The sequence below is a fragment of the Pyxidicoccus sp. M15 genome, assembly GCF_056858435.1.
On sequence record NZ_CM166495.1, the window covers coordinates 6844519 to 6863893 of the forward strand.

Annotated in this window: 11 protein-coding genes; 7 read left to right on the plus strand and 4 right to left on the minus strand. The window is 69.2% G+C overall.

Going from position 1 to position 19375, the window contains the following annotated elements; all coding sequences use genetic code 11:
• Positions 1-48 precede the first annotated feature (48 nt).
• From ACX9TP_RS25245 to mxcL, 6 genes are all read left to right on the plus strand, one after another.
• Positions 49-1284 carry a hypothetical protein gene (locus ACX9TP_RS25245; RefSeq protein ID WP_482973166.1) on the plus strand — a complete coding sequence of 412 codons (1236 nt, stop codon included), beginning with the start codon at positions 49-51 and terminating at the stop codon, positions 1282-1284.
• 94 nt (positions 1285-1378) lie between these two features.
• Complete coding sequence (locus ACX9TP_RS25250; protein ID WP_482973167.1) at positions 1379-2068, plus strand: MotA/TolQ/ExbB proton channel family protein; 690 nt, start codon at positions 1379-1381, stop codon at positions 2066-2068.
• Positions 2069-2070: 2 nt separating this feature from the next.
• Positions 2071-2517, plus strand: a complete 447-nt coding sequence (locus ACX9TP_RS25255; protein ID WP_482973168.1) for an ExbD/TolR family protein — start codon at positions 2071-2073, stop codon at positions 2515-2517.
• Positions 2504-3340 (plus strand): TonB family protein, encoded by an 837-nt coding sequence (locus tag ACX9TP_RS25260; RefSeq protein ID WP_482973169.1) that lies wholly within the window; start codon positions 2504-2506, stop codon positions 3338-3340. Before ACX9TP_RS25255 ends, ACX9TP_RS25260 begins: the two co-directional genes overlap by 14 nt.
• Positions 3341-3409: 69 nt before the next feature.
• The gene (mxcK, locus tag ACX9TP_RS25265) at positions 3410-4633 is read left to right on the plus strand and encodes a myxochelin export MFS transporter MxcK (RefSeq protein ID WP_482973170.1); all 1224 of its coding nucleotides are present in this window, start codon (positions 3410-3412) and stop codon (positions 4631-4633) included.
• 54 nt (positions 4634-4687) lie between these two features.
• The gene (mxcL, locus tag ACX9TP_RS25270) at positions 4688-5974 is read left to right on the plus strand and encodes a myxochelin B biosynthesis transaminase MxcL (RefSeq protein WP_482973171.1); all 1287 of its coding nucleotides are present in this window, start codon (positions 4688-4690) and stop codon (positions 5972-5974) included.
• Positions 5975-6019: 45 nt separating this feature from the next.
• Here the strand turns inward: mxcL and ACX9TP_RS25275 are convergent, their stop codons facing one another.
• Positions 6020-6826: a siderophore-interacting protein gene (locus tag ACX9TP_RS25275; RefSeq protein ID WP_482973172.1), complete on the minus strand. Its 807-nt coding sequence runs from the start codon at positions 6824-6826 to the stop codon at positions 6020-6022.
• Positions 6827-6915: 89 nt separating this feature from the next.
• Entirely contained in the window at positions 6916-8517 is a 1602-nt protein-coding gene (locus tag ACX9TP_RS25280) for an SAM-dependent methyltransferase (protein ID WP_482973173.1), read from the minus strand.
• 44 nt (positions 8518-8561) lie between these two features.
• Between ACX9TP_RS25280 and ACX9TP_RS25285 the strand changes: the two genes are divergently transcribed.
• Positions 8562-9194, plus strand: coding sequence for a hypothetical protein (locus ACX9TP_RS25285; protein ID WP_482973174.1), 633 nt, complete (start codon positions 8562-8564; stop codon positions 9192-9194).
• 34 nt (positions 9195-9228) lie between these two features.
• On the opposite strand, the gene ACX9TP_RS25290 is transcribed toward ACX9TP_RS25285, so the two are convergent.
• Together ACX9TP_RS25290 and ACX9TP_RS25295 are read right to left on the minus strand one after the other, a co-directional pair.
• Complete coding sequence (locus ACX9TP_RS25290; protein WP_482973175.1) at positions 9229-17334, minus strand: LamG domain-containing protein; 8106 nt, start codon at positions 17332-17334, stop codon at positions 9229-9231.
• Between the two features lie 53 nt (positions 17335-17387).
• A complete protein-coding gene (locus ACX9TP_RS25295) occupies positions 17388-19151 on the minus strand; it encodes an eCIS core domain-containing protein (protein WP_482973176.1) in 1764 nt (587 codons plus the stop codon).
• Between the last annotated feature and the right edge of the window lie 224 nt (positions 19152-19375).

Sequence of the window (19375 nt, forward strand, 5' to 3'; positions counted from 1 at the left end):
TCTCATCACCCCCACGCAGTTGCCCACCTGGAAAAAGGAACATTCCGAATGAAGCCCGCCTCGCCCTTCCGCATCGCCCGCCTGACGGCGGCAGCCCTCGCCCTCTCCCTGCTCACCGCGTGTGGCGACGACAAGGACCCGGTCGACCCGCCGGACGAGACGCCGGAGGCGACTCCGCTGTACGCCGTCGTCGCCCAGGTCTCCGCCAACAACGAGTCGCAGAGCTACGTCGTCGTCACCGACAAGGTGGACCACACCGCGCCGCTGTCGCTGGAGAAGGCCATCGAGATTCCCGGCCGCGCGCTCGGCTCCGGGATTGCGAAGTCGGGCTCGCTGTACGTCAGCAGCAGCGAGGGCGCCAACGTCACCCGCTATGACCTGAACAGCAATGGGGGCCTGGATCAGAAGGCCACCGTGAGCTTCGCGGGCAAGGGCGTCGGCTCCATTGGCGAGTACCAGAACCAGTTCCAGTTCGTCTCCAGCACCAAGGCCTACTACTTCGACGGACGCACCTCGCAGGTCATCGTCTGGAACCCCTCCGACATGACGGTGACCAATGCGGTGGCCGTCGGGGGCCTGACCATCGAGGGCGCGACGACGACCTTCGCAACGCACCCGGTGCGCAGCGGGGACCTGGTCCTCATGCCCGTGGGCTGGCGCACGGGCCCCACCAGCCTCGTCAAGAAGGCCGGCATCATCGTGGTCGACACGAAGACGGACGCGGTGAAGCTGGTGACCGACGACCGCTGCGGCTACGTGCGCGATGGCGTCCTCGCTCCGGACGGCAAGGTGTATGTGGCGACCGAGGCCTTTGGCACGGCGGTGTACCGCGTCGTTGGCGGCGAGACGCCCGCGCCCTGCCTGCTGAAGTTCGACCCGGCGACGCAGGCCTTCGACGGCACCTTCTACCGGGAGCTGAGCTCGTTCACGGGCGGCGCGGCCACCGGCTCGCTGCTCCCCGGCCCCTCGGGGACGGCGTACCTGCGCGTCCTCGACGAGACTGTCTACCCCGTCGCCCCGGGCACCGCCCCCCGCGTGGTGGCGAGCGCCCAGGCCTGGACGTGGTGGCAGCTCAAGTTCGACACGCTGGTCGCCACGAAGGTGGCGGGACTTCCGCCCAGCACCGGTAGCTCCTTCGTCTTCAACGTCGCGGACAACCGGACCGTGTTCACCGAGTTCACCAACAGCTCGAGCCAGACGAACCTGCGGGACCTGTCGAGCCAGAACGGCACGGTGGCCATGAGCACGCAGGGCCTCGTCTTCTCCTTCCTCCAGCTCCGCTAGAGAAGGCACGAGCCGCGCTCCCTGGCGGGTGCCATGTCGCCCGCCAGCACCACGGCCCGCGTAGAGCCCGAGCACCCTTGAGAGGAACACGGCGATGCCCATCGTGGATGTCATCAAGAATGTATTCGTGCAGTGGGGAGCCAACTGGGTGCTGTGGCTCCTGTTCGCCCTCTCGCTGGTGAGCCTCGGCATCATCGTCGAGCGCTGGCTCGTCTTCCGCAGCAAGCAGGACGTCATCCGCGAGCTGTCCCTGTCGCTGGAGGCGACGCTCTCCACCGGCGACTTCGCAAGGGCGCTGGCGCAACTGGAGAAGCGCACCTCCGTGGGCGCCATGGTAGCGCGCGCGGGGCTGCGGCTCGCGCCCCAGGGGATGACCGCGGCGGAGAAGAGCATGCAGGGCGCGCTCGCCCTCGAGCGCTCCACGCTGGAGAACCGCCTGGCCTTCCTCGGCACGCTGGGAAACAACGCGCCCTTCATCGGGCTGTTCGGCACGGTCATCGGCGTGCTCCTGGCCTTCGAGGAGCTCAGCCGGAGCTCGGGCGCGGTGGGAGGCGGCCGCGCGAGCCAGGTCGCGTCGAACGCGGTGATGGGCAGCATCGCCGAGGCGCTGGTGGCCACCGCCATCGGCATCGGCGTCGCCCTGCCCGCGGTCGCCGCGTACAACTACTTCCAGCGGCGCATCGCGCAGATTCTGTCGGACACCGAGGCCCTCTCCAACCTCGTGCTGGCCTACCTGTCCGCGCGCGAGCGGAGCGCCGCCGGCCCCACGCAGGGAGCGCGCTAGCCATGGCCGGCGGAACACAGCCCCGCGGTGGGTTGATTGAAGGCATCAACGTCACGCCGCTCGTCGACATCATGCTGGTGCTGCTCATCATCTTCATGGTGACCGCGCGGCTCGTCGACAGCCCCGCCGTCCCATTGGACCTGCCCCAGGCCTCGAAGAGCGAGGACGTGCAGACCATCTTCGCCGTCTCCATCACCGCCGATGGAGCGCTCCTGCTGGATGGCGCGGCCACGGACGTGGAGGCCCTGAAGGCCCGGGCGCGCGAGGCGCTGGCGAGGGACGCCGAGCTTCGCGCCGTCATCCAGGCGGATGGCGCCGTGCCCCACCGCCGCGTCATCGCGGTGCTCGACGGACTGAAGGAGGCGGGGCTCACCCGGGTGGCCTTCGGCACCGTGCGCCCCGAGCCCGACAGCGCCACGCCCACGGGAGCCCGGCGTGAAATCCCCTGAGTCCCCGAGCCAGCGCGAGGCTGGCACGGAGAGCATCGCCGCGCTCATCCTCGGACCCGAGGGGCCAAAGCGGTCCAAGGGGCTCGTGTGGGCCGTGCTCGCGACGGTGTCCCTACATGGAGCGGCCGGGGCACTGGCGTGGCACGCATGGCGGAATGGAGCCCCGCGTACGCCTCCGGCGGCCGCGCCCGAGCCCGCGCTTCGCATCGACCACGTGGTGGAGCTGCCCCCTCCCCCCGCGCCGCCCCCACCGGCGGAGCCCCCGCCGCCCGCCCGCGCGGAGGCACCTTCGAATCGCGTGAAGCCCATCCGGCCCGCGGCGAAGGAGGCCCCGCCCTCCCCCCCCTCCGAGCCCGCGCAGGCCGGCGAGGTGGTGGCCGCGAAGGAGGCGCAGGCCCCCCTCGACTTCACGGGCTTCGACATCGCGAGCGGTCAGGCTCCGCGCTACGCCGGTGGCGTCACGGCGTCCTCGGGTCGCTCCACCACGGCGGTTGCGCCTGGAGGAGGGACGCGTGCCGAGGGCAATGGCCTTGGAGGCAGCGCGGCCCGTCCCGTCCGGCTTCCGGCGCGCAACTGGAGCTGTCCCTGGCCGAGGGAGGCGGATGCACTTCGCCTCGACGAGCAGACGGTGGTGCTGCGAGTCGTCGTCACCGCCGAGGGTGGCGTGACGTCGGCCGAGCTGCTGTCCGACCCGGGCCATGGCTTCGGACAGGCGGCGCTCGCCTGTGCGAGGCGCGCGCGCTTCGAGGCCGCCATCGACCGGAACGGGCAGCGGTACCTGTCCACCTCGCCCCCCATCCGGGTGCGCTTCACCCGGCGCTAGGCCCGCGGTCTCGCCTCCTTCCATGAATCTACCGTCGCCCATTCATCACCGTCCCGTCAGGAACTTCCCGTGAGTGCTCCCATCACGCCGAGGCAGGAACGTCAGCTGCTCTGGCTGCTGGCCGCCGTGCAGTTCACCCACCTCATGGACTTCATGCTCGTGATGCCCCTGGGGCCCGAGCTCATGCGGGTGTTCGACATCTCCACCGCCCGGTTCGGGGCGCTGGTCTCCGCCTACACCCTGGCGTCGGCGGTGATGGGGGTGTCGGGCCTGTTCTGGCTGGACCGCTTCGACCGGAAGCGGGCGCTGCTCACGCTCTACGGCGCCTTCATCGCCGCGACGCTGGCCTGTGGCGCGGCGCGAAGCCCCACGGAGCTGTTGGTGGCGAGGATGCTCGCGGGCGCCTGCGCGGGACTGATGGGCGCCGGCGTCATGGCCATCATCGGTGACCTGGTGCCGGCGGAGCGCCGGGGACGGGCCATCGGCACGGTGATGGCTTCGCTCGGCCTGTCCGCGGTGGCGGGCGTGCCGCTGGGCCTGGGCATCGCCAGCCAGCTGGGCTGGCGCGGGCCGTTCTGGTGTATCGGCGCGCTCGCGGCCTGCGTGTGGCTGTGCCTGCTGTGGCGCCTGCCTCCGGTGCGCCAGCACCTCGCCGGACAGGAGGTGGGCGTGCGCCGCAATCCACTGGCGCCCCTCGCGGCACCCGGGCTCGCCCTGGGCTGGCTGCTCACCTTCTGCGTGGTGTTCTCCAGCTTCCTACTGATTCCGTACCTGGGCGCGTACATGGTCGGCAACCTGGGACTGCGCCTGGAGGACCTGTCCTGGGTGTACCTGGCCGGAGGCGCGGGGACGCTGCTCAGCGCGCGCCTGGTGGGGCAGCTCTCGGACAGCCATGGCCCCGCGCGCGTTCTCGGAGCGCTGCTGGTGGCGACGGTGGTGCCCCACTTGGTGTTCACCCACCTGGCGCCCTCGCCGCTTCCGGTGGTGATGGGCGTGTTCGTCCTGTTCATGGCGATGACCTCCAGCCGGGCCATCCCCACCATCGCCCTGGTCACCGCGCGAGTCCCGCCCGCGCTGCGCGGCCGCTACCTCGCGGTCAACATGGCCGCGGGCGACGCCGCGTCCGGGCTCTCCGCCTGGGCGAGCGGACTGTGGATTGCGACCGGGCCCCAGGGCGCGTTGGTGGGCTTTGGCCAGGTCGGCTGGATGGCGGTGGGAGTGACGGCCTTCTCGTTGTGCATCCTCTGGACGTTTGGACGTAGCGCCGTGCCCGCGACCGCCGCGGCGACCTGAACGGCGACTCTTTTCCTGTTCGTGCCTCGCAGCCCTACCCACAAAGGAAGACTCATGGACCCCGCCACGAGAAACCATCCATCACTCCCCCGCCCCATCATCGGAGACCTCAAGCTCGAGGGCTCCCATCGCCTGCTGGCCGAGGCGAAGCGGCTGGTGCCCGGCCTCACCCAGTCGCTGATGAAGCGGCCCGAGATGTTCGCCCCCGGCGCCTTCCCCGTCTTCGTGACGAAGGGCCAGGGCGCGCTGGTGGAGGACGTCGATGGTCAGCAGTTCATCGACTTCATCACCGGCCTGGGGGCCAACATGCTGGGCCACAACCATCCGCACGTGGTGGAGCCCATCCGCAAGCACCTGGAGGAAGGCATCCTCCACTCGCTGCCCACGCCGGTGGAGGTCAGCGCCGCGCAGGTGCTGGTGGACATGATTCCCGGCGCGGAGCAGGTGCGCTTCTTCAAGACGGGCGCGGATGCGACGTCCGCCGCGGTGCGGCTGGCGCGCTACATCACCGGCAAGGAGCGCATCATCACGGTGGGCTACAACGGCTGGCACGACCACTTCATGTTCGACACACCGGGAGTGCCCGCCGCGCTGGCCGGGCTCACCCTGCGGATGCCGCTCTTCACCCCTCCGGACGAGGCGGCCCTGCTGGCCAGCATCGAGCAGAACGCGAAGCAGCTCGCGCTGGTGCTCCTGTCGGTGCCCTACAACCGCGTGCTGAGCCGGGAGTTCCTCCAGGCCGTGCGCGCCGCCTGCACCACCCATGGCGTGCTGCTGGTGCTGGACGAGGTGGTCACCGGGTTCCGCCTCGCGCGAGGAGGCGCCCAGGAGTTCTTCGGAGTGCAGGCGGACTTCGTGTGCCTGTCGAAGAGCATCGCGGCGGGCATGCCCCTGTCGGCGATTGCCGGTCCGGAGCGGCACCTGAGCAAGCTGGGCGATTTGCAGGTGTCCACCACGTTCGGCGGCGAGCTGCTGTCGCTGGTGGTGTGTGAGTCCGTGCTCAAGGGCTACCGCGAGAGCAACTACGTCGAGCACATCGCCACCCTGGGCCGGCGGCTGCGCACCGGCATCAACGAGCGGGCGGAGAAGCTCGGCTCGCCGCTGCGGGTGGTGGGCTACGACGCGATTCCGCTCTTCCTCTTCGACAAGAACCCCCAGGAGCACGCGAAGCAGATGCAGCCCTTCCAGGCCGGCATGGCCCGCCGGGGCGTGCTGCTGCGCCGTGACGTCAACTTCCTCTGCGCGGCGCACACGGCCGAGCAGGTCGAGTACACGATTGAGATGGCGGCAGAGGTGATGCAGTCCCTGCTCGCGCCCGCCTCGGCCGCCAGCGCGGCCTGAGCGGGATGACACGGTGGCCGGGGGCATCGCGCCCCCGGCCGTCGTTCAGTCGTGGGGCTCTTCGTGGTCGGCGGTGCCGCGCTTCCAGTAGCCAATCACGCGCACCCAGCTCTTGTTCAGGCCGCGCTCGTTGACCAGGAACTCCCGGATGTTCCGCATCGAGAGGGCCTCGCCCGCCGCCCAGACGAAGCCGTCCCCCGGAGGGAGCGGCAGCTCGCGGATGGCCTGCTCCAGGAGGTGGGTGGTCCCGGGCGCCGCGCCGTTGCGGTGCAGCCAGGTCAGCTCCATCCGGGCGCGGGTGTTGAGCGGAATCTCCTCGGAGGCATCGCCCACCTCGAGGAAGACGATGGCTCGGGCGCTGGCGGGGAGCTCCTCCAGCCTGCGGCTGATGGACGGCAGCCCGCTCGGGTCTCCCGCGAACAGGTACCAGTCGAAGTCGTCGGCGACCATGAGCGAGCCCCGGGGGCCCGCGACACCGATGAAGTCTCCCTCCTTCGCCTGGGAGGCCCAGGTGGAGCCGGGCCCGGAGCCGTGCAGCACGAAGTCGAGGTCCAGCTCACCTGCGACGGGGTCATGCCGCCGGGGCGTGTAGTCGCGCGTCGCGGGCCGCTTGACGCCCTCCGCGAAGACGACGCCGTGCGGGCCCATGGTCGGCATGGCGGGCTTGAGCTCTCCCGGATTGGGGATGAGCAGCTTCACATGGTCGTCGGCGCTGTCGCTGTGGAAGCCCACGAGGTCCTCCCCGCCCAGCGTGACTCGCACCATGTGCGGAGTGACCCGGGTGACCCGGCGGACCTGGAGGAGCCGGAACTTCACCGGGAAGGGACCTCGACGGAAGACTCGCTCTGCCACGACCTGCTCCTGTGTGCTGTGGGAACCCTGAAGCACTTGAAGATGATACTGCTTCTCATTATCACCACAAGCAGGGAGCGGCCAGACTTTCAATCGGCAACGACTTCGATGAGCGGGTTGTGCTCCGCCCACGCTTCGGGGGCGGTCATCACGCGCTCGCACCACTCCCGGAGTGTCTCCAGATGTGGATCCGCGCCAACCGGCACGGACTGGAGGCGCCGGTGCCACACGGCCACGGAGGGCACGGCCTCGCGGCGGCGGTCGCGCCAGTGCCGGATTCGCCAGCCAGCGCCCTCCAGCAACTCACGCAGCCGCCCCGAGCTGACCATGTGCATCGTGCCGCCGAACGCCGAGCCCGGCGGTGAGCCGTCCTGACAGTTGACGCGCATCACGAGGCGGTCCGCGAACACCCGGAGGACGCGCAGCAGCCGGTCCTTGTCCCGGATGTGGCTCAGGGACTCGAGGAGGATGGCGCAGTCGAAGTGGCCGGGCGGCAGGGTCCGCTCGGCATCGCCCCAGCGGACCGGCAGCCCCCGTCCGGCCGTGTACTGGAACTGGGTCCGGCTGATGGTGAGGCCGAGACTCCGGCACCTGAGCTCGCGAATCCACATCGCCAGCGGCCCGCCCCAGCCACACCCGACGTCATAGATGCGCCCGCCCGCCGGGATGAACGGGTACAGCTCGACCACCGCACGGCGCAGCGCTTCGTCCATCGCCGCGTCGCTCACCTCGAGCCCGGGCGAGTCGAACAGTCCGGCGTGGTAGTGCATCTCCGGCCCGAGCACGGTCCGCCAGGTCTTCAGGTCGCCGCCATAGAACGCATCGAGGTCGATGCGCTCCGCGCCGACGCGAGACGGCGGAGGCAGCCGTCGGAACACCGACGCCTCGACGTCGCGGTGGTACGCGAGGGCACCCTGGCGGACACGGGCCTGGAGCTCGGCCTCGCTCCCGGGCCACGCGCCCTCCAGCGACGCCGCGGCATACAGCGTCACCTGAGGAGCCCCCTCCCCCACCCGCACCGCGACATGACGAATGGGCAGCGCGTGCCACCGCGAGTCCTCCCGCGCCGGGACTCCGAGCACCCCGGCCAGCTCGAGCAGCCCCTCCAGTGCGCCCGCGTCGGGGCACCAGGGGAACGCGAGGTCGACCTGCTCCACCGCGCCGTCGCTCCCCTCGCGCAGCCAGAAGCCAGAAGCCTGCTGGAGCCGCTCGTCCTGCAGCAGCCGCTCGAAGGCCGGGCGAAGCGCGTCGGGGACCAGCGAGGACGGGCGCAGCCCCGAGGGCGTCTCCGGCAGGTAGTGGAAGAAGTAGCGCGAGCGTCGGGCCTCCCCCCCCGGCCGCCAGCGCCAGGCCCGGTAGTCGTCAGCCAGGGTCGCCGGGTCGCGGCCGTGCAGGTACAACCGGAGCTCGGGCACGCCGTCGGTGAACCCCACCGCGAGTCCCTGGCGGACTGGAAGCACGGCCTCGCGCTGAGCGGCGCGGACGGGCTCGGGAGCCTCCAGGCGCTCCAGCACGCGCGCCATGGGCTCGAACGCCAGCGTGTCGCTTCCCGACAACCAGCAACAGAAGCGGCCCTCCGAATCGACCCGGCCCTGCATCAGGCGGAGCGAGAACTCGAGGTCCACCCCATCGCGCCCGCCCAGCTCCGCTCCGAGCTGCCCGAGCAGCCACTGCGCCGTCCATGCCCGCATGCTGTTAGTCTCTCCGAATCCCCGACCCGCGCACCATGCTCCCGATGGCTGTCGATGACGGTGCAGTCGCCGAACCGGCCGCGCTCGCGCGGGCGCTGCGGCCCCGGCTGGGCGCGCACCCCGTACCGCAGAGCGACCCGAGGACCCGAGGCCTGCTGCTGGAGCTGAGCGGAGGCGCGGACGGCAACGCATGGCTCCGGGCCGAGCTGCCCGAGCTGGCCGGACTGTTCACCCGCTTCGCCAGCGACGCGGACTCCATCTACGTGCTCGCCGTCAATGAGACTCCGCCCACCGAGCCGGACCGCTTCCTGCTCCGTCCCCATGTCGACCGTCGCTGGCTGGGTGACGGCTTCGGCTCCGCCCCGCCGCGTTGGACGACCATGGTGTACCTGGACTTTCCCGCCGACGCGCGTGGGGGCGAGCTGGCCGTGTTTCCGCGCGGAGCCTTCGATGACGCCGGCCCCGTGTCACGCGACGGTGCGCGAGAGACCGTCGAGCGCCACCAGGGTGTCCTCGTGACGCCGCGTCCGGGCCGCGCCTGCCGCCTCTCCGGCGAGTTGCCCCACGCCGTGCTCGGCTACTCCGCCGCACCGGAAGGGCCGTGGCGTCTCGCCATCGTGCTCGCCGAATTCGCTCGCGACCCCGCCGAGCCGCCACCGCGCGGCCTGCGCCTCTGAGACGCAGGTCCGCGCGGCGAACGCGCGCGAGTGGTCACCACTTCGACGGATCGAGTTTGCTCGCGGCCTTGGAGAACTCACCGCCGAAACTCTTGAAGAGCTTGCTGATCTCGTTGGAGGCATAGCCGGCGCCCTTGAGCGCGCTCGAGAGTGCGTCGGCGCCCAGGTTGTAGCCGCTCTTGAGGTAGTTGCCGACCTCGTTCACCCCGTACCCAGCGGCCTTGAGCGCCTTGCTGGTGGCATCGGCCGAGCTGTTCCAGCCCGTCTTCAGGGCATTGCCGACCTGATCCGCGGCATAGCCAACGCCCTTGAGGAGCTTCGCGGCCTCCTCCGCGCTGGTGCCGTAGGCCGACTTGAGCGCATTGCCCACCTGGTCCGCCGCGTACCCGGCGTTCTTGAGCAGTCTGGCCGCCTCGTTCGCGCTGGTGCCGTACGCGGACTTGAGGGCGCCGCCCACCTGGTCCACGGCGTAGCCCGCCCCCTTGAGCAGCTTCGCGGCCTCTTCCGCGCTGGTGCCATACGCGGACTTGAGCGCGTTACCGACCTGGTCCGCGGCATAGCCAGCGCCATTGAGCAGCTTCGCCGCCGCCTCCGCGCCCGTTCCATACGCTGACTTGAGCGCGTTGCCTGCCTGGTCCGCCGCGTAACCGGCATTCCTGAGCAGCCGGGCCGCCTCGTTGGCAGCGGTGCCGTACGCGGACTTGAGCGCATTGCCCACCTGGTCCGCCGCGTACCCTGCCCCATTGAGCAGCTTCGCGGCGACCTCCGCGCTGGTGCCATAGGCGGACTTGAGCGCATTGCCCACCTGGTCCACCGCGTAGCCCGCCCCCTTGAGCCAGCGGGAGACCTCCTCCGCGCTGGTGCCGTACGCGGACTTGAGCGCGTTGCCCACCTGGTCCGCCGCATAGCCGGCGCCCTTGAGCAGCTTCGCGGCTTCCTCCGCGCTGGTCCCGTATGCGGACTTGAGGGCGCCGCCCACCTGGTCCACCGCATAGTCGGCGCTCTTCAACGCGGCAGCGGCCTCCTGCGCGGTCGCCTTATAGCCCTTGCTCAAGGCCGAGCCGACCTGGTCGGCGGCGTAGTTGGCCCCCTTCATCAGCTTCGCCGCGTTCTCCTTGGAGACCTTGTAGGCGGAGCTCAGGGCCTTCCCGATGGCCTCACCGGAGTCCTTGGTGAACTCGATGGCGCCACTGCCCACGTTCTTGAGCCACGTCACCGCGTCCGCGAAGAGGTGCTCGAGGTACTTCTCCGGCGCGTCGATGATTCGCTGCTTGACCCAGTTGAGGAGCTGCTCGAAGTCCGCCGGCGGAATGTCGATTCCCAGGCGCAGCTCGAAGCCCTTGCCGTTGATCTTGAACTTCGCGGTGAGGTCTCCGGAGAACCCATTCCGGGAGATGACGACGGACACGTCCAGCAGCAGGTCGATGGAGATGCTGACGTTGGTCGCGACCTTCACCCCGCCAATGCGGACCGCGCCGAAGTCGAGCCGGGGCGACGCCTTGAACCCGACAGAGCCCTTGAAGATGGGATCGCTCTTGTCCCACGAGACGTCCAGCAGCATGTACGTCCCGAGCCACCGCCCCTCCAGCCGGAGCTGGTCGTTGGACAGGTACACGCGGGACTGCGAGAGGACGAAGCCGAAGAGCGCGTTGCGCGTCTCGCCCTGCACGTAGAAGCGTTGCTTGCTCACCATCCCTTCGACGTTGCCCGTCACCTTGAGGGGCCAGTCCTTCGGGAAGAGGTCGAGCTCGCCGCTGAACCAGAACTGGTCATCGACGAGCTTCAGGTCGCCGCGCATCGCCTGGCGGCCCGCCACCGTGAGCAACATGTGGCCCTGGAGCTGGATGGCCGCCCTGCCCTGCGTCGCCGGAGAGGCCGCGAGCGCCCACTGCCCGCCATTCACCACACCGAGGAGCTTGTTCGGCCCCAGGTCCACCAGCTGGGTGCCCGCGGTGTGGTCCATGTTGTACCAGGCGACGAGCCCGGCCTCCTTCCCCGTCACGGGAAGGTTCATGCCCTCCGAAATCTGCTCGGGCGTCCGGGCCACGGACCAGTACCGCAGGTCGTCGATGCCGCCACGGAACCAGGCCTGTGCGCTGGCATCCCCACTGCGGCCCACGTTGACCGAGGCGGCCTCCGCGACGAGCTTGCCCGGCATCTTCTCCTGGGCTCCGAGGACCCCGTTGACGAGGACGGCGCAGGTCGTCCCGTCATTCGTGATGGCGAGGTGGTTCCACTCCCCGAACCGCAGCGCATTCACCGGAGTGTTGAGGACGCAGGCCCGCTCCTCCGTGGCCGTGACGAGCGCCGTATAGCGATGGGAGACGATGCCGTTGTTGCTCACATAGAGCTTGGGGGCCTTCCCGCTGCCACCCCAGACGCACTGCCACGAGCCCGCCGGGTCCTTGTCGGGACGGACCCACGCCTCGATGGTGTACTGGCCCGTCTTGAACTTGTCGGAGGGGGCGATGAGCGCGGAGTCGCTCGTGCCGTTGAGGACGAGGCCGTCGTGACGCAGCTTCGCGGGCTCCGCGGCCGACTGCATCTCGATGCGGCCCGGGTTCCGCGCGCAGGCATCGACGAGGGTGTTGCCCGTCGCCTCGGAGAAGCGCCACAGGCTGACGAGACCCTGCTCCGTCACGCCGAGCCACCGGCGCATGTTCCCCGCGAGCTCCTCGGGAGACCGGACGCGAGACCAGAGTCGGACCTCGGAGAGCTCCCCCGCGAAGTACTGGTTGCTCGTCGCGTCCGCGTTGCGGCCGAACGACACCCGCTCGTTGTCGATGATGAGGGCGCCCCTGACGGGCCCCTCGGCCAGCTTCACGCCGTTGACGAAGGTGCGCGCCGTCTTGCCGTCATTGGTGATGGCCACGTGGTTCCACTGGTTCCACGCGACGGCCCCAGGAGGCGTATTCGGAGCGCCCTCGTTCGTGCCGGCGGCGGTGTGGAAGCGGTGGTGAACGAAGCCCGCCTGATGGAGATAGACGGCGTAGTTGCGGCCCTTCTTCCCGAACAGGCCCGTCCACTCCTGCGTGGGTGGCTTCGGCTTGAACCAGACCTCCGCGGTGTAAGGACCCAGGCGGAGGCTCGCCGAGTCCGGCACCTCCGCGTAGTCGTCCTTCCCGTCGAACACGAGGCCGCGCAGCGACAGGAGCTCGCAGGGGATGAAGCGGCCATTGGTGATGGTGCCGTGGTTCCTGCCGCAGAGGTCGATGGCGCGCGAGCCCGTGTCCGAGTCGAAGCGATACAGGGACACGAGGTCCTGGCTGCCAGCGTCCACGCGCTCGGACATGCCACCCGCGAGCTCCGCGGCGCCCCGGGCGCGCTTCCAGATGCGAATCTCGGCGATGTCACCCTTCCAGGGGGCGCCCTGATTCGACACCTTGCTGACCCAGAGGGTGTCCTTGAACAGGACGAGCGTCCCATTCACCGGCCCGCTCGCGAGCTCCTTCCCGTCGACCCAGGTCTTCGCGGTGACGCCGTCGTTCGTTATCGCCACGTGCTGCCACTGGCCCCAGGTGACGGTGCCATTGCGAGTGTCCGGCGGGCCCGAGTTCCCTCCCCCGGCGTCCGTGAGCCGGTGGTGGTAGAAGCTGGAGCCCGAATTGACGGCGAGGAAGTGGTTCCTCCAGAGGCCGCCCTTCCGCGTGTCGACGCCGAAGACGTCGGCCCACTCCCCGGGCTGGTCCTTCGCCGACCGCATCCACAGCTCGACGGTGTACTCCGGCAGGACGAGGCTGTCGGACGCCGGAATCTCGATGCGGGTGTCCTTCCCGTTGAAGGACAGGGCCTGTGTGCCCGGGGTGAGCTGAAGCGTGGTCGTGGCCGGTTCCTGCGCCTGGGCGGTCAGCCCCCCCAGGCCGCCAGTGCCCCCGGTGGCCACCGGCGCGTTCACCATGACCGCGCCGGAGAGCTCCAGCTCGGTGACGCCAATCTTGCCGTCAACCTTGAACCCCGTGTTGAAGCCCATGGAGCCGGACGCGGCCAGCCCGAAGGCCGCCTCCATGCGCATGAACGCGAGGTCCGCCTCCCCGCGAACGAAGGCGACGAGCCCTTCCTCGTTGCCCGTCTGCCCCTGGCCGGAGGTGCTGGCCACCGAGGGCAGGACGGTCAGGAAGTCGTCGCGGTCGCTCTCGCTGAGCTTCAGCCGCTGGAACGCGCCCTTCCGGAACTCGGCCGGCGTGGTGAGCAGCCAGTCGGCGTCGAACTTCATGAAGGCGAAGCGGTACTCCGCGCTGCCGACGCGGTTCTCGATGGGAATCGAGCCGATGCAGTCGTTGATGGAGAACGTCTTCCCGAAGTTCAGCAGCGACGCGATGTACTTCCACGAGCCGACCTTGATGCTCTTGCCCTTCGTCCCGAGCACGCCTGCGCCGAGGTACTCGGGCGCCTGCAGGAACTCGTCGTGGAAGGCGAAGGCGAGGTCCACGCCGCCCGGCGGCGTGTTGGGGTCGAGCAGCGCCTTGCGGTCATTGAAGAACTGGTTGAAGGCCTGGAAGACGGCGACCGCGGCGGCCCCGTCCAGCTGGGGCTTCGGGAAGCCGATGTGGGCCTGGAGGCCCAGGCCTTCGATGCCCAGGTACTCGAACCCGAGCTCGTCATAGAAGACCGGGAGCGGGACGGGCAGCCCCTGGGACACGGGGATGATGCAGAAGACGTCATCCAGGATGATGCGCCGCTGCAGCTGGTCCGAGGTCGGCAGCGGGAAGCTCTCGTTGCGCGGCAACATCAGCGAGACGGCGAGCGACGGGAGGTCGAACTGGTCGATGAGCGCGTCGACCTCGCCGTAGAAGAGCGAGCCGGACAGGAGCGTGCCCACGGAGAACTTCCGCACCTCGATGCCCATGAGCCCGGGCATGGGCACGTAGCTCTGCACGACGGCCGGGAAGAGGACGCGCACCGGCGTCTTCGGCGCGAGCAGCCCGAGGCTGATGCGGCCCGCCGGAGAGAAGCCGAACTTGAACTCGAGGTGCTCCGGCACTTCGAGCTGGAGGTACTGCTTGAACCCGTCCGGGAAGCGGTTGAGCACCTTGCCGGCCTGCTTCAGCGCCGAGACGACCTCGTTCGGGACGCCGCCGGCCTTCTTCAGGAAGGTGACGAGCTCGTCGATCTTCAGGTCGTTGTTCTTGTCGACCAGGTCGAGCGCCTCGATGGGGAGCGCGTCCGGGAAGATGTCCGCCATCCCCTTGGCCCCGCAGGCCTCCAGGAAGAGCTTGAGCGGCGCGAGGGGCAGCGCGAGGGGCCGCGTCACCTTCACCCCGCCGCCCGCCTCGAAGTACTGGGTGATGCCGTCATAGACGAACGTCGGCATCTTGAAGCTGATGGCGCCGTACTTCCCGAAGTCGACGTCGTACCAGGCCTCGTTGTTGAGGACGACGGCGTTGGCCCCGGTGAACGGCGAGCTGAGCACCTGCATGGCGACGCCCGTGCCGGAGATGGTGAACCGGGTGCGGGCCATGGTGAGCGGGTTGCCCGGCTGGTAGACGCGGAACAGCTGCGTGCCGAGGTACGTGTTGAGCTCCGCCGGAAGCCCGAGCCCGGCCTCCAGCACCAGCCCGAGCTGCGGCTTGATGGAGATGCCCAGCTCGGTGAGCTGGATGACCACCTTGCCGAGGTCCTTGCCGTTGGCCCTGGGCAGCGCGAAGTCGATGGGGCCGGAGACATTCACCGCCGAGAGGCTGGCCGCCGACCTGCCGGCGACGAGCTTCGCGGTGACCTTGGTGGGAAGCACCTGGGCGAGGCCGCCGGAGATGCCGGTGAAGCCCAGGATGGTCGTCCCCGAGAAGCTCCAGCCCGCGCTCGCGGACTCCTTGACCACCCCCACCTCGAACAGCTCGCCGCGGAAGCCGAGCCCTTCGCCCGTGGGGAAGTCGAGCTGGAACGTCGTCGAGCCGGGGTTCGGCTTGAAGACGAGCGCCTTCTTGCCCTCGGCGGTGTTGCTGAGGCCCAGGTAGCCGCCGAGCTTGAAGAGGGAGTCAATCTCCAGCGTCGAGGCCAGGCGGAGGTCGAAGTACGTCTTCTTCTTTCCGCCGTCGATGACGCGGCGGTCGACCAGGAGGTCGAACTGCTTGAACGAGTAGGACCCCACGCCCTGGAGGTCGATGAGCGTCAGCTCCGGCGAGGCCGTCGCGCGGAGCTTCACCTTCTGGATGCCCTGCATGGACTCGTAGCCCGCCTGGAGGGCGAGCACCGTGTCGAAGAGGTCCGCGCTCACGCCGCCGGAGAGCTGCCAGCCCGTGCCCGTCTGGTAGCTGAACAGGAGGTTGAAGGCCTTGAGCGACAGTCCCTCGGCGACGGGCACCGGCCCGTCGCCCTGGAGGCTCAGGCTCGCGCGGAACGCGGAGACCGTGGCGCCCGGACTGCCGGCGACATCACGCGTCAGCGAGAACTCCACGGCGGTCCGGAGCGAGCCCTCCTGGGAGAGCCCGTCCCAGTCCACCACCGCGTTGCCGAGCACCGAGAACGCATGCGTCTTCGTGTCGACACGGAAGGCGAGCGTGTCGAAGACGATGTCGGGCACCTCGTCGGGGAGCGACTCGCCGCCCGTGACGAGGGACCAGAACTTCTTGAGCTCGAAGCCCTGGAGGGAGCCGGAGAGGACGAGACCCTGTTGGACCTCTCCGCTCAGGATGACGTGGGTGTCGGCCATCCGCAGACGCGCCGAGACCAGGGCATTGGTGCCGCCCCGGACCTTGTCGTAGTCGAGGACGAGGCTGAAGCCGGCCACCTCGAAGGCCGTGGCCCCGACGGGGATGGAGAGAAGGTCCTGGAGCATCGCGCTCAGGTACACCTTCTTTTCCCTGGGCGAGGCCTGGAGCAGGAGCTGCTGGATGGTGAGGGGCGGCAGCTCCGTCTCACCCGGCAGGAAGGACTCGATGACGTCGCCGAGCGGGAGCGTCTCCCCGGCGGGCAGGCCCGCGCCGAAGCGCCAGGTGGGGTACTCCGCGAAGGCCGCCAGGCTGAACTTCTTGAAGGCCAGCAGGCCCGTGAGCGTAGGGGTGATGCGCCGCGCGCGGCTGAAGGGCTCGGAGATGGTGAAGGTGAAGCCCACCTCCTTCAACGTCATGACGTCGGGGACGATCTCCCATTCCACCCGGGCGCCGACGCCCAGGATGAGCTTGGAGACGGCGTGGGTGACGTAGTCGAAGGACACCCCGAGCTCGGTGATGGAGAGCCCCGTGTCCGTGGGGAAGTCCTCGGGCAGCGTCTGCTCGAAGCCTTCGACGCCGACCGTCTGGGTGAGGCTCGCGAAGCCCGAGACGCCGAAGTCCGTGAACCGCCCATGGATGTCGACGGTCGACGGGATGTCGAGGACCTCGTACGCGCCAACCAGCTGGGCGGGCCGCCCCCCGAGCTCCGCGTCGATGAGCACGTAGACGCCGGGGTCCTGCGTGGCACTGACCACCGGGTCGAAATGGTGCGCGTGGAAGCCGGACTTGAGGAAGAGCCGGGACTGCTTGATGGTGAGGGGCCCCAGGCTGTCGAAGCCGAGCTCCAACGGCGCGGAGAGGCGGACCCCGAGGAACTCCATGGGGCTGGCCGCCGGGCGGAACTCCTTCAGGGGGCCGGAGAGCTGGACCGGGCTGTCGTCGCGCAGCAGGTACCGCGCGGAGAAGAGCAGGCCCATGAAGGAGAGCTCCCCCGAGAAGTTGAGCCCCGGCACGAGCTGGAGGGAGCGCTGCTCGTCGAGCCAGGCGCGGTTCGAGAAGAGCAGCCGGCCCGTCCCCAGGCTGAGCCGGTTGAGGAAGTGGGGCTCGGTGACCTTGTCGCCGGTGAGCTCATCCACTTCCGTGCTCACCTGCTCCGGCAGCAGGGGGAAGACGCTGGAGAAGGAGAAGCCTCCGGGGAGCAGGATGTCGAGCGTGACGAGCAGCTCTCCCTCCAGGTCGCGCGCCAGGAACGTGACCTGGACCTCCGGCATGTTGAAGACGGAGGTGGTGCCGACGAGCTGCAGGCGGTCCTCGGAGCGGGCCGTCTGCGCGGTGACGGTGTCGAGCGTGAGCGCATCCGTGCCGAACACGGACCGGAACATGGCCGTCACCTCGGCCGAGCCCGTGAAGGCCTGGTTGAGGGTGATGGGCGCGCGAGGCGCCAGGGGGCCGAGGGCATCGAACTGCTGAAGGAGATGGGCGAAGGACATGACGCTCCAGGGAGCAGACAGGGGTCGACGAGGTCGAAGCGCGGGTGCTCCGGTCAGAGCAGGACGACGTCTCCGTCGTAGGGGTCGATCGCGGGGTACTCGAAGTTGAAGACCTCGATGTTGGGTGCCGGGCGGGTTCTCTCCCACTCCACGAGCCGCTTATCGACCTTCACTTCGACCTCGGCACTGAGCTGGTCGAGCACCTTGAGGCAATACGCCTCCTCCTCCAGGATTTCCTTGTCGAGCACCTCCTGGCGGGAGGCGTTCTCGGCGAGCTTCTTCTGTTGCTGCAGCTTCTCGACCTCCCGGTTGGACAATTCCCGCGCCTTCGCCCGCTTCGGCATATAGGTCAGGTTGATCGACTTCTTGATCTCCAGCCGCTTCTTCGTCTTGTCGCTGTCCTCTTGCGAGACGGGAAACGCGCCCGCGGGGGTGATGGGAAACGGGGCGACGACCATGGACGACAGGTAGTGCAGGGGGAGGGCCTCGATGGTGCCCTCACGGATGGTCCGGGTGCTCCCGTCGAGCTCGAGGATGCCGTGCTTGCCGTTCGTGACTGTGCCCGTGGACAGCGCCACGTGCACATTGGTCCCGAACATCAGGATGCGCCCCTTCGGGATCACCCTGTCCGCCGCGATTCTGATGCCCTCGCTCTTGTCATTCACTGGCGGCGGAATCCGCTTGTACCGGGCTGTATCGATGAGGCTGTCGGACATGGTCTGCCAGAAGAAGTAGTCCATGTTCTTGAGCATGCTGATGGCCAGGTTGATGGGATTGGCCAGCGTCGGCAGGATGGGGCTCGCGGCTTCCTCCTGCCGGATGCACCAGGTGATGTAGCTCTTGGGAACGAGCCGGGTCTTCACGAGCGCATAGAGGACGGCCTCCCAGCAGTTCATCAGGAGGGGGTCGTCGTTCCGCACCCCCGCGAGCCACTGGAACATGGGGCGGTGCCGCGCCTGGTATCTGAAGTACGCCGCGTTGCCCCAGCGGATGACCTCCTCCTCGTCGAAGATGCGCTGCTCGAGCCGGGTCTGGAATGCCTGGTCGACCTCATCGGGAGTGTTTGTCTGGGCCTGGGCGAGCTCCGTGTTGTAGCGGTTGTGGGCGGTCGTCCATCGCGGGCCGTGGACGGTCGCCAGCTCCCGCATCTTGGTCACGGCCTGATAGCCGACCTCGCGGATGCGCAGCTCCCTCTTCACGGCATTCCAGTCCGCGAAGTCGAGGTCCTCGTCGAGCATGTCACGGAGGATTTCGTCGAAGTCGACGACGTCGGAGTCCACCAGGTTCAGCTGGTTCTGGATCCGCGTCTCGAGCATGGCCTCGTTGGGAATCCAGACACCGCCCACGCGCACGTGCCGCTGGAGGACCGGCGTCAGGGGTGTCGCGACACGCAGTGGGGACGGGAGCGGCACGGCGCCGCCCCGGCGTGCGAGCTCCCAGGCGAGGTGGCCCATGAGGTCGGCCTCGTGCTCGAGCGCCGCCTCGTCGTTGAGTCCCACGGCGCCGAAGGCTGTCCGGGTCGCGCGCACCCTGCCCTGCTTCTGCTGGACGGCATGCCACGCCTCGTGTCCGAGGGCGTCCCCGGCCCCCGGAGCCAGGTGGATGTCGCCGCCGAGCACGAAGGCCCGCGCTCCGACGCGCGCCGGCCAGGGAGAGTCCGCGTGGACGCGCACGTCGCCCAGGTCGTAGCCGGAGAGCCCTTCGAGGACCCGCCGCAGCCGCACTGGCAGCGGTGCGCCGCCCGCACTCGTGGGGAGACGCGTTGGAGCGCGCATCCCGGTGGCCGCGAAGGTGCTCGAAGTCGTGACGGTTTCCATGTTTGGTGTCGCCCCCGGAGGTGCACGTCGACCAGTGCAGGTTGACTGTAGCAATCCCCGGGCAGCGGCCGCGAATCACGGAAGCCGCGAGCAGGCGAGCAGCGGAACGCTCCGCAGCCGTCAGCGTGCGTCAACGAACCAGGGACTCGACTGGGTAGCTTTGGCCCCGCCTCACTCCGTCCCTTCATTCATCCGGCCAGTCCCACCGGGTTCGTGGAGGAAAC